At 50.2% G+C, this 10,898-nt stretch carries 11 protein-coding genes; 5 read left to right on the forward strand and 6 right to left on the reverse strand.

Features of this window, described 5'->3' with window-relative positions; translation table 11 throughout:
- Nucleotides 1-71: 71 nt before the first annotated feature.
- Nucleotides 72-560 (forward strand): Lrp/AsnC family transcriptional regulator, encoded by a 489-nt coding sequence (locus tag BQ5591_RS06235; RefSeq protein WP_071148788.1) that lies wholly within the window; start codon nucleotides 72-74, stop codon nucleotides 558-560.
- A gap of 23 nt (nucleotides 561-583) precedes the next feature.
- Here BQ5591_RS06235 and BQ5591_RS06240 read toward each other — a convergent pair whose 3' ends face one another.
- The 6 genes from BQ5591_RS06240 to BQ5591_RS06265 all read right to left on the reverse strand — a co-directional run bounded on the left by BQ5591_RS06240 (nucleotide 584) and on the right by BQ5591_RS06265 (nucleotide 5,073).
- Nucleotides 584-1,072 (reverse strand): dihydrofolate reductase, encoded by a 489-nt coding sequence (locus tag BQ5591_RS06240; protein WP_071148789.1) that lies wholly within the window; start codon nucleotides 1,070-1,072, stop codon nucleotides 584-586.
- 22 nt (nucleotides 1,073-1,094) lie between these two features.
- Nucleotides 1,095-1,889: a thymidylate synthase gene (locus BQ5591_RS06245; RefSeq protein WP_071148790.1), complete on the reverse strand. Its 795-nt coding sequence runs from the start codon at nucleotides 1,887-1,889 to the stop codon at nucleotides 1,095-1,097.
- A gap of 305 nt (nucleotides 1,890-2,194) precedes the next feature.
- Entirely contained in the window at nucleotides 2,195-3,343 is a 1,149-nt protein-coding gene (gene cls, locus BQ5591_RS06250; protein WP_071149360.1) for a cardiolipin synthase, read from the reverse strand.
- Nucleotides 3,344-3,519: 176 nt separating this feature from the next.
- Entirely contained in the window at nucleotides 3,520-3,846 is a 327-nt protein-coding gene (locus tag BQ5591_RS06255; RefSeq protein ID WP_071148791.1) for a DUF5056 domain-containing protein, read from the reverse strand.
- Nucleotides 3,833-4,378 carry an RNA polymerase sigma factor gene (locus BQ5591_RS06260; RefSeq protein ID WP_071148792.1) on the reverse strand — a complete coding sequence of 182 codons (546 nt, stop codon included), beginning with the start codon at nucleotides 4,376-4,378 and terminating at the stop codon, nucleotides 3,833-3,835. The genes BQ5591_RS06255 and BQ5591_RS06260 overlap by 14 nt, the downstream gene beginning before the upstream one ends.
- On the reverse strand, nucleotides 4,375-5,073 hold the full coding sequence (locus tag BQ5591_RS06265) for a DUF6249 domain-containing protein (RefSeq protein WP_071148793.1): 699 nt from the start codon (nucleotides 5,071-5,073) through the stop codon (nucleotides 4,375-4,377). The genes BQ5591_RS06260 and BQ5591_RS06265 overlap by 4 nt, the downstream gene beginning before the upstream one ends.
- A gap of 288 nt (nucleotides 5,074-5,361) precedes the next feature.
- Here BQ5591_RS06265 and BQ5591_RS06270 point away from each other — a divergent pair, with 288 nt between their 5' ends.
- The 4 genes from BQ5591_RS06270 to BQ5591_RS06285 all read left to right on the forward strand — a co-directional run bounded on the left by BQ5591_RS06270 (nucleotide 5,362) and on the right by BQ5591_RS06285 (nucleotide 10,894).
- Nucleotides 5,362-5,679: a hypothetical protein gene (locus tag BQ5591_RS06270; RefSeq protein ID WP_235817079.1), complete on the forward strand. Its 318-nt coding sequence runs from the start codon at nucleotides 5,362-5,364 to the stop codon at nucleotides 5,677-5,679.
- A gap of 110 nt (nucleotides 5,680-5,789) precedes the next feature.
- Complete coding sequence (locus tag BQ5591_RS06275; protein WP_071148795.1) at nucleotides 5,790-8,090, forward strand: TonB-dependent receptor; 2,301 nt, start codon at nucleotides 5,790-5,792, stop codon at nucleotides 8,088-8,090.
- Nucleotides 8,091-8,429: 339 nt separating this feature from the next.
- Nucleotides 8,430-9,368, forward strand: a complete 939-nt coding sequence (locus tag BQ5591_RS06280) for an Rpn family recombination-promoting nuclease/putative transposase (RefSeq protein ID WP_071149361.1) — start codon at nucleotides 8,430-8,432, stop codon at nucleotides 9,366-9,368.
- 26 nt (nucleotides 9,369-9,394) lie between these two features.
- Nucleotides 9,395-10,894, forward strand: a complete 1,500-nt coding sequence (locus BQ5591_RS06285) for a methyltransferase RsmF C-terminal domain-like protein (RefSeq protein WP_071148796.1) — start codon at nucleotides 9,395-9,397, stop codon at nucleotides 10,892-10,894.
- Nucleotides 10,895-10,898 lie beyond the last annotated feature (4 nt).

Here is a 10,898-nt window from a genome sequence, read left to right on the forward strand (position 1 = left end):
CTAACTTTGCACAAAAGCCGTGTGTGAACACGGGAATAAAGTAAGTTACTTATTAATCATTTGAATCGAAAATGGGACATCATCAATTGGATACTTTAGACGAACAGATCTTGAAACTGATTGCTGACAATGCGCGTATACCTTTTCTGGAAGTAGCCCGTGCCTGTAACGTGTCGGGTGCTGCCATCCATCAGCGCATTCAGAAGCTGACTAATCTGGGCATACTGAAAGGCTCGGAATTTGTGATTGATCCGGAGAAAATCGGGTACGAGACTTGTGCCTATATCGGCATTTATCTGAAAGATCCTGCTTCGTTCGATGCCGTGACAAAGGCATTGGAGGCCATTCCTGAAATTGTGGAGTGTCACTTTACGACAGGTAAGTACGACATGTTCATCAAGTTGTATGCCCGCAACAATCACCACTTGCTGAGTATTATCCACGACAAGTTGCAACCGCTGGGGTTGGCTCGGACCGAAACGCTGATTTCGTTCCACGAAGCCATCAAGCGCCAGATGCCGATTGTGGTGGAAGGCGAGGATGACGAGCTGGACGCTTGATTGTGCGGCTTGACAGGGATTGGCTACTTCTTTACGTAGTCGGTAAAGGCATAAGGGCAGGGATGTTTTTCATCGGCAGGATGAGACTCCCTGCTTTTTTCTTTCCATACGGCGGGATCGACGGTAGGGAAATAGGCATCGGCCTGTGGTGCCTCGTCGTCTATTTCGGTCAGGCACAGGCGGTCGGCCAGCGGAAGAGCCTGACGGTAGACGCTTTCGCCGCCAATGATGTAGATGTCTTCATCGCTGCTGCAATGTTCCAGCGCCTCCTGCAAACTGGTGAACACTTCGGCACCAGGACATACGGTGGCGGCGTTGGACGACAGGACGATGTTCCGCCGGTTGGGCAACGCGCCTTTGGGCAGCGACTCAAAAGTTTTACGTCCCATGACGATGGTGTGTCCGGTGGTCAGTGCTTTGAAACGTTTCAGGTCGTTGGGCAGCCAGAACAGCAGTTTGTTCTGGTAGCCGATGGCCATGCGGCGGTCGACGGCGGCGATGATGCTGATCATATATCTTAGGTTTGTTTCAGGGTTATACAGATACTTTTCCGGCAATGTGCGGATGCGGGTCGTAGTTCACCAGTTCGAAGTCCTCGTACTGGAAGTCGAAGATGTTTTTTATATCCGGATTGATGCGCATCTGCGGCAGTGGACGTGGTTCGCGCGTCAGTTGCAGCTTTACCTGCTCCAAATGGTTCAGGTAGATGTGTGCATCGCCCAGTGTGTGGATAAAGTCGCCTGCTTTCAGGCCGGTCACTTGTGCCATCATCTGTAGTAGCAGGGCATACGAGGCGATGTTGAACGGAACCCCCAGAAAGGTGTCGGCACTGCGTTGATACAGTTGCAGGCTCAACCGCCCGTTGGCCACGTAGAATTGGAAGAAGGCGTGACAGGGAGGCAGGTTCATGTTGTTGAGGTCGCCTACGTTCCAGGCGCTTACGATGATGCGGCGCGAGTCAGGATTGTGCTTGATGGTCTCTACCGCTTCGCTGATCTGGTCGATGAAGCCACCTTGATAGTCGGGCCAAGAACGCCATTGATAGCCGTAGATGTGTCCCAGATCGCCGTCAGCGTCGGCCCATTCGTTCCAGATGCGCACACCATGGTCTTGCAGGTACTTCACGTTGGTGTCGCCCCGCAGGAACCAGAGCAGTTCGTAAATGATGGATTTCAGGTGCAGTTTTTTGGTTGTCAGACAGGGAAAACCGTCTTCCAGATTGAAACGCATCTGATGTCCGAACACGCTGATGGTACCTGTTCCGGTACGATCGCTTTTCTCGACGCCTTCGGTCAGTATGCGGTTGAGTAGGTCTAAATATTGTTTCATTGCAAGGATATAGTTACTGATAGAGAGATTCCAACCCTTTCTTTCAGACGTTTATTGGTCCTGTAAATAGCTGTATTTCTGCTATTTCTATACCGAACCTATTCCGTCTTCAGAAACAAGGCCGTTGCAAAGTTAATTCTTTTGGTGATAAATCGGTACTGCCGACTTTAAAAAACTTAGTGGGCTTTCAGGAGGGGCTTTGTGGGATACTTGCACGGCTCGTGAGCCACACTTGCAATCCATTTGTTCGACACTTGTGTTGTTCGCGAGCCGTGCAAGTGTCCCACAAACAGCGTACAGACAGGTCAGAGGAACGGCGTAAACAGGTTGCCGAACCATCCCACGAACTTTTTCCATGCCGAACGTTCTTTCCACACTTCGGGAGTCAGCAGTGTGCTGCGTCCTTTGTCATGTTCGAACATCTCGGTCAGTTCAGCTGTCGTTTCGGGGTCGAAGATAAAAGCATTGGTTTCGTAGTCGTAGCGCAGGCTGCGGCTGTTCAGGTTGGCCGTACCTACGGTACAGAAGCTGTCGTCCACCATCATAACTTTGGAGTGATGGAAACCGCCGTTGAACAGATATACTTTGGCTCCCCGCTTCATCAGTTTGTGCAGGATGTAGAAGGCCGCTTCGGGCGTAAACGGCACGTCGGATACTTTGGGCACCATAATCTCGACCTGTGTTCCTTTTTTCAGGGCGTATTTGAGGGCTTCACGAATGGATTTGGTGGGTACGAAGTAAGGATTTACAATCCGGATCAGGCTGTCGGCCGCACGTATGGAAGTGGCGTACGCTCGGCTGATGGAGCGCGGTGTTTCACGCGGCGTACGGTCTACAATCATGATTTCTTCGGCAATGCTGTCCGGCAGCTGGGGCGTGTCCGGAAAGTATTCCGGTCCGCCGATGTGTTGTCCGGTTTCGCGGTTCCACATGGTCAGGAAGATGCCCTGCAGGTAGCGGACTGCATCGCCGTCGATGCGTGCATGTATGTCGTGCCATTCGCCTATCTTGGGTAAACCTTTGATGTAATAGTCGGCTATGTTCATGCCTCCCGTGTAGCCAATCTTCCCATCGATCACTACGATTTTCCGATGGTCGCGGTGGGCGGCATGATTGAACCAGGGAAAGGTGATGGGGTCGAATTTTACGATTTCGATGCCTCGTTTGCGAATGGCTTCCAAATGTTTTTTCTTCAGCGGGCTGCTGTTCGACCAGTTACCAAAAGCATCGAACAGGGCACGCACTTCCACGCCTTCGGCCGCTTTCTGGGCCAACAGGTCGAACAGGGCGTTGGCGATGGAGTCGTTGCGGAAGTTGAAATATTCCAGATGGATGTGATGTCGGGCGCCGCGAATGGCTTCGAACAGGTCGGTGAACTTGTCGTGACCATTCATCAGCAATTCCACTTTGTTGTTATAGGTCAATGGGGCTCCCATTTGTTTCAGCCGGTTCATGACGATGCTGTCGCTGGTGCTTTGTGCATGCACATACCCTGCAAACAGAAGCAGGAACATAGTCAGGCTGACGGTGATATGTATTAAAACTTTCTTTGCCATTTTAGTTTTTTAAGTGGGCAAAGATATAACATATCATCGATAAAAATGTTTTTCCTTTACGAAAAAACGTTTATTCAAGCCAGCGAAGCTATTTTGCGGTACATCAGGAACAAAAGGACGCCCAAGGCTATCGCTATCGAACGTGGGTCGGCCTGTTCCATGCCGTTGGCTACGGTTGTGGTGAATGTTTCGCGCAAAGTGTCCCATACCAATTGCAGACCATCCATCAGGACAAACAGTACGGCAGCCAGCGTAAATCCGCCAGCCGTCCACAGGCGTGCCAGACGGCTGTTCCGGTTGGGCAGGCGGTGCATCACTCGTCTGCTGAATCCGTTGTCGGCTACTTCCTGCCGGTTTTCGGCGAAGAAGTTTTCCAGTAGTTTATCATTATTTTCCGTCATAACCATTCTGTTTTAAGTAAGTTGCCATCTTTTCCTTGGCCCTCGAAAGGTGGCTTTTTACGGTTCCCGTGGGGCATCCGGTGATTCCTGCTATCTTTTCGATACTCTGGTCCTCCAGGTAGAACAGGGTGATGCAGGTACGTTCTATGTCTTTCAGTGTAGCGAGTGCGCGGTGCAGGTCTGCCTTCAGGCCAGTGTCTGGCTGTCGGGTGCTGCATTGGGCATCTACCCGCATAGTGTCCAGGTCGTCTGTCTCTTTCCGACTGCGAAGATAGTCATAATATTGGTTGTAAGCAATACGGTAGAGCCAGGTAGAGAAGCTGGACAGGTTGCGGAACGAAGCCAGATTGGTGTAGGCCCGTATGAAGGTTTCCTGCGCCAGGTCGTCGCTCAATTCGCTGTCGCCGCAAGTCTGGTTCAGGAAAAACCGTCGGACGGCCGACTGGTATTTTCTGACCAACTGGTCGAAGGCCCTGTTATTATGAAACACTACGACCTGCGCAATCAGCGATAAGTCGTTGAGTTGGTTCATCGTTGTGTTTCGTTTTGGGCGTCAGAATCATTTTCTTTTTTGGTATATTTCCCTTCGCGTTCCATTCGGATGAAAGGGGCACCGTTGTTACGTTCGGGTTGGGTATAGTAGATGACTACCTGTCCGAAACCTGTAAACATGATAAGCAAACCGATGCAGCCCAGACCGAATTCGCCTGTCAGAGCCCACAGGAAGATGAACAGTCCGATGCCGAGGAAGATGTTTTTGATGCCACGGCTGCGCAAGTCACGGTTTTCAACCTCTTTGAAGAAATCGGGAGGTAGTTGTTGTCCGCTGGCCAGTGCTTGTTCGGCCAGGCGGTATTTGGCTTTCCGATTCTTGTAGCGGAAATAGAAGATGATGAAAATGAGCAGTGCCGGCAGGCCGAACACGAAGATAATGGCAGTCATGGCAATGATAGTTTCGGGCGCTTCGTCGCCGAAGTTAAAGCCTACCCATTGCAGGCCGCTGCTACTGTTATGGTGTTGGTAAGGTTCGTCGTCGCTGTAGGTGCTGCTACCTTCATAGATGGTGATACTCAGTGTGTCGGTAATCCGTTGTCCGTTTATCGTGGTGTCCGTCAGTTCGATGACACGTTTCTTTCCGTTTACGCTATCGGTCACGGTGCGGTTTTCAGCTTGTATTCCTAAGCAAATGGCGGCCATCAGGCCCAGAAGTAAAAGGATGCGTTTCATATTCGTTTGTTTTTAGTTTCTTTGGTTCTTTGTCTGTTTAGACGGAACATCCCCCGGCAAGGTTGCAAAGAAACGATTTTTTTTAGGAATTTGTTTCATGTATTGCGTGGTTAGGATGTAGAGGTACAAAAATAGGAGATTCATGGGAGAACGAGGGTGGAATTGGAGAATATTTGGGAATACCTATATATAGTTATTCCTGAAGTTTGTTTACTAGCATAAATAGCCTTATCTTTGCGGCTTCAAATTTAATCATATAAATCTTCTTTGGAGAAGTTGCGTCGCATCATGAAGTTCTTTCTTCCCCTGTTGTTCTTGATGTATTGGGGAGGAATCACACTGTTCAACCACTCGCATGTGGTGAACGGGGTTATTATTGTGCACTCGCATCCCTTCCAAGCCAATCATCAGCATACGCCGGATCAGGCCGAGACGATATTTTTTCTGGGCCATTATACCGCTTCTTCGCTTCCGTCGTTGCTGACTGCCGTTTCCTGTTTCTTGGTTTTGCTGAACGTATTGGCGGTGCCCCGTGTGGTACGGCTTTGTCTGTCACGACAGGAAAACGGCCTTCGTTTGCGTGCCCCTCCCGTTTGTGTCTTCTGACTGACGCGATTTATATTTGTATGACAGGTAGATGTGTCATGGATTCACCATGGATTATTTGGAAACATCTACCCTTTTCCTCATTTTATTAATTTATAGAAAGAAGACACATGAAAACGTATATTTTTCTTGTGGTGGCGGTGCTTTATGCACTGTTGCCAGCCACAACCTTTGCCGAAGACTTGAACAAATCGGATGCCAACATTGTGGGGCATGTACTTGAGAAACACTCCAAAGAACACCTTTCTTATATATCTGTTTCACTGAAAGGTACCACTATCGGTACGCTAACCGACGGAACAGGACATTACTTCCTGAAGAATCTGCCCGAAGGCGAGTTCGTACTGCAGGTCAGTGCCGTGGGATATAAAACTTTGACACGTAACGTTGTGCTGAAGAAAGGCGTTACGCTGGAAGAGAACTTCGAACTGGAAGAAGACCTCGTGGCATTGGACGGGGTAGTGGTGACTGCTAACCGCAGCGAAACAACCCGTCGTCTGGCTCCTACGCTGGTCAATGTCATGGACTTCAAGCTGTTCGAACAGACCAATTCAACCACACTGGCACAGGGACTGAACTTTCAGCCGGGTGTGCGGGTAGAGAACAACTGCCAGAACTGTGGTTTCCAGCAAGTACGCATCAATGGCCTTGACGGTCCTTATACGCAGATTCTGATAGACTCGCGCCCCGTGTTCAGTGCTTTGGCAGGAGTGTACGGACTGGAACAGATACCGGCCAACATGATAGAGAGAGTGGAGGTGATGCGTGGAGGAGGTTCGGCACTGTTTGGCGCATCGGCCATTGCGGGAACCATCAACATCATTACCAAAGAACCGTTGCGCAACTCTGCCCAGCTGGGACATACCATTATGGGCGTGGGCGGCCTTTCGGTGTTCGACAATAATACGACCATGAACGCTTCGTTGGTGACCGATGACCATAAGGCAGGTATTTACGTCTTTGGACAGAACCGCCAGCGCAGTGGCTTCGATTACGACGGCGACGGCTTTACCGAGCTGCCCCAGTTGCGTAACCAAACAGTTGGTTTCCGTTCGTATCTCAAGACGAGTACTTACTCCAAACTGACCTTTGAATACCATCATCTGCAGGAATTCCGCCGTGGTGGCAATTTGCTCGACCGTCCGCCTCACGAGACCGACATCACCGAGCAGACCCAGCACAGCATCAACAGCGGAAGTGTGAAGTTCGATTATTTTTCGCCCAACGAGAAGCACCGCATGAACGTTTATGCCTCCGTGCAGCACATCGACCGCGACAGTTACTACGGTGGCGACCATTCGCTCGACGCTTACGGTGCTACTACCGACCTGACGTGGGTAGTTGGTTCACAATACGTTTACCACTTCGACCGTTGTCTCTTCCTGCCTGCCGACCTGACGGGTGGGGTAGAGTATAATCAGGATGCCATGCACGACAACATGTGGGGCTACAACCGCCGCATCGACCAGACGGTACGCATCGCCGGTGCTTTCTTGCAGAACGAGTGGAAAAACGACCGCTGGAGCTTCCTCGTGGGAGGACGTCTGGACAAGCACAACCTGATAGACCATGTCATTTTCAGTCCGCGCGTTAATCTGCGCTACAACCCGACAAAGGACATTAACTTCCGTGCCGCTTACTCCGTAGGTTTCCGTGCTCCGCAGGCTTTCGACGAGGATTTGCATGTGGAGAATGTAGGTGGCAGAGTGTCCATGATTCAACTGGCCAAGGACTTGCGTGAAGAAAAGTCGCGCAGTTTCAGCCTTTCGGCCGATATGTATCACCGCTGGGGAGCCTGGCAGGGTAACTTGTTACTCGAAGGTTTCTATACCGACTTGTCCGACGTATTTGCTTTGCGCGAGATTGGTACCGAGAACGGTATTCTGAAGAACGAGCGTTACAACGAAAAGGGAGCCCGCGTCTACGGCATGACGCTCGAAGGCAAACTGGCTTGGCTCAGTGTGCTTCAGCTTCAGGCAGGCGTTACCTTACAGAAAGCCGAGTACAAGGAAGCCCGTCGGTGGAGCGACGATGAGACTGTTCCTCTGGAGAAACGTATTTTCCGCACGCCCGATACCTATGGATATATGACGCTGACTTACAGTCCGGTGAAGCCGTTGAGCATTGCCCTGTCAGGTACGTATACGGGCAGTATGCTGGTAGAGCACCGTGCCGGCTACATCGAGAAAGACCGTGCCGAAACTACCCCCGACTTTTGGGAAATGAATCTGAAAGCTGCGTACGACTTCACGCTCTACAACAACATCACCCTTCAGGTAAATGCCGGCGTGCAGAATCTTTTCAACGCCTATCAGAAAGACTTCGACCAAGGCAAACTGCGCGACTCGGGTTACATCTACGGTCCCGGCCTGCCGCGTTCCTACTTTGCGGGAGTGAAGATCAGTTACTGATGTAGGGGTTGAATGAAGAAGCTTCTTTTCAGAGGCGCATGATGCGGAATGTATAGAATTCAATCGGATATACATTACTCGTATGCGGCATCTGGGAAGAAGCTTTTTTATTGCCTGACTGAGAAACCGCAATTCCCTAACTAGGGAACGAGAATTTCTTAACTAGGGAATGGAAATTCCCTAACTGGGAAACTTGGAACGAAGAACTTTTTTAGAAAACCCTGTTTTCATTTGCCGCTGCAACTACCTTTTCGTATATTTGCTGCATCTGGTAAGATACTCCAGAAAATAAAGACTCAATAACTCAAAGACTTATAAACTCAAAACCTCTTCCTCATGATGCAAGATAAATACATCCGATTCGATTGGGCCATGAAGCGTATGTTGCGAGATAAGGCCAATTTTGTAGTACTCGAAGGCTTGCTCACCGTGTTGCTGGAACGGAAAATCACCATTCTGGAAATACTCGAAAGCGAAGCCAACCAGACGAACTATGATGATAAGTTCAATCGTGTGGACATCAAGGCAAAAGAGGAGAACGGGGACATCATCATTGTTGAGATACAGAATACGCGAGAACTGTACTATCTGGAGAGAGTGCTATATGGTGTTTCGAAAGCCATTACGGAGCACATCTCTTTGGGGAATTCGTATGCAGAGGTGAAAAAGGTATATTCCATCAGTATTCTCTATTTCGACATCGGTAAAGGCAGTGACTACTTGTATCACGGAGTGACAAACTTTGTTGGGGTGCATACCGGCGACGAATTGAGCATTTCGGCCAAGCAGGAAGGAGCAATCATTCGCAAGATGCCGCGCGAGGTGTTCCCCGAATACTACCTGATTAGGGTGAACGAGTTCAATAAGGTAGCAAAGACACCGCTGGAGGAATGGATCTCGTATCTGAAAAGTGGCGAAATCAGTTCTGATACCACGGCACCGGGATTGGCCGAGGCAAGGGAAAAACTGAAGTATTACAATATGTCGCCCAAGGAACGTCATGTGTACGACGAGCATATCAATGCCGTGATGATACAGAATGATGTGCTGGATACTGCCAAGTTGGAAGGCCGTGCAGAAGGCCGTGCGGAGGGGCGTGCAGAAGGTCGTGCGGAGGGGCGTGCAGAAGGGCTTGCGGAAGGCCGTGCGGAAGGACTTGCAGAAGGCCGTGCAGAAGAGAAGAAGGCATTGGCACGCAAGTTTAAGGAAGCCGGTGTTTCTATTGAACTTATTGCTCAAAGTACAGGATTGAGCATGGAAGAAATTGCTGCATTATAAGAAATTTGAGAAGATAGAAGATTATCATGCAATTACCTCCTTTATTTACCGAATATACCCGCGCTTTGTTGGGCGAGGAAGAATATAACAGTCTGGCTGCGGCTCTGCTGGAGGCGGAACAGCCGGTCAGCATACGTGTGAATGCCCAAAAGTGTACAGATTCTTCTTCTGTCATTTCTCATTCTTCATTGAACAAAGTGCCTTGGGCGGAATGCGGATTCTATTTGAACCAGCGTCCGGCATTTACTTTCGATCCGTTGTTTCATGCCGGTTGTTACTACGTGCAGGAAGCGTCGTCAATGTTTGTGGAACAGGCGTTGAAGCGTTACCTGCCGGGCAGACCGTTGGCTGCGCTTGACCTTTGTGCAGCTCCGGGCGGAAAGTCTACCCATGTACGTAGCCTGTTGCCCGAAGGCAGTTTGCTGGTAGCCAACGAAGTGATGCGCAACCGTGCCCAGATACTGGCCGAGAATCTGACCAAGTGGGGGCATCCTGATGTGATGGTGACAAATAGCGATCCTTCCGATTTCACACCTTTGGAACACCTTTTCGACTTTATTCTGACCGATGTTCCCTGTTCGGGCGAAGGCATGTTCCGTAAGGACGAGACTGCCATAAGCGAGTGGAGTGCGGAGAATGTCGAAATCTGCTGGCAGCGTCAGCGGCGTATCCTGACAGACATCTGGCCTTGCCTGAAGCCGGGTGGACTGTTGGTATATAGTACATGTACCTATAATACGAAAGAGAACGAAGAAAATGTGCGTTGGTTGTGTCGGGAGTTGGGAGCCGAAGTGCTGCCGCTCGACGTGCCAGCTGAATGGGGGATCACTGGCAATTTGCTGGCTGGAGAAGATTTCCCTGTCTACCGTTTCTTACCACATAAGACGCAGGGAGAAGGATTCTTCCTGGCTGTATTGCGTAAGGCTGGTGAGGCAGAAGAAACAGAAAGCGAAGACATATCGATGATGCAAACGGGACGGATGAACGCGGATAGACAGTCGGCTGGCAAACAGCGCGGGAAGAAAGGAAATGGCGGAAAGGCTTCTTCGGGATCGGCTTTCGGAAAGGAACAGTTGGCAATGGTGCAAGGCTGGCTGCGTGATGCGGAAGGTTACACCTTAGTGCCCGAAGGACAGACGCTGGCGGCTTTCCCTACGGCATGGCTACCTTTGTTGACAGCTTTGAAGCAGCATGTCAAAGTGATGCAGGCAGGTGTAGAAGTGGCTGGAGTGAAAGGGAAAGACTGTATTCCCGCCCATGCGCTGGCCATGAGTAGCCTGCTTCGGCAAGATGCTTTTGCCTGCGAAGAGGTGGATTATCCTACTGCTATTGCCTATTTGCGCAAAGAGGCTGTAGTCCTTTCGGACACAGCCCCTCGCGGTTTTGTATTTCTTACGTACCGTGGTTTCCCTCTTGGATTTGTGAAGAACATCGGCAATCGTGCCAATAATCTTTATCCGCAGGAGTGGCGCATCCGGAGCAGTTATGTACCGGAGCAACCGGAAAGCTTGGGAAATGAAGAATGATGAA

The organism is Bacteroides ndongoniae, assembly GCF_900108345.1.
GTDB classification, from domain to species: Bacteria; Bacteroidota; Bacteroidia; order Bacteroidales; family Bacteroidaceae; genus Bacteroides; species Bacteroides ndongoniae.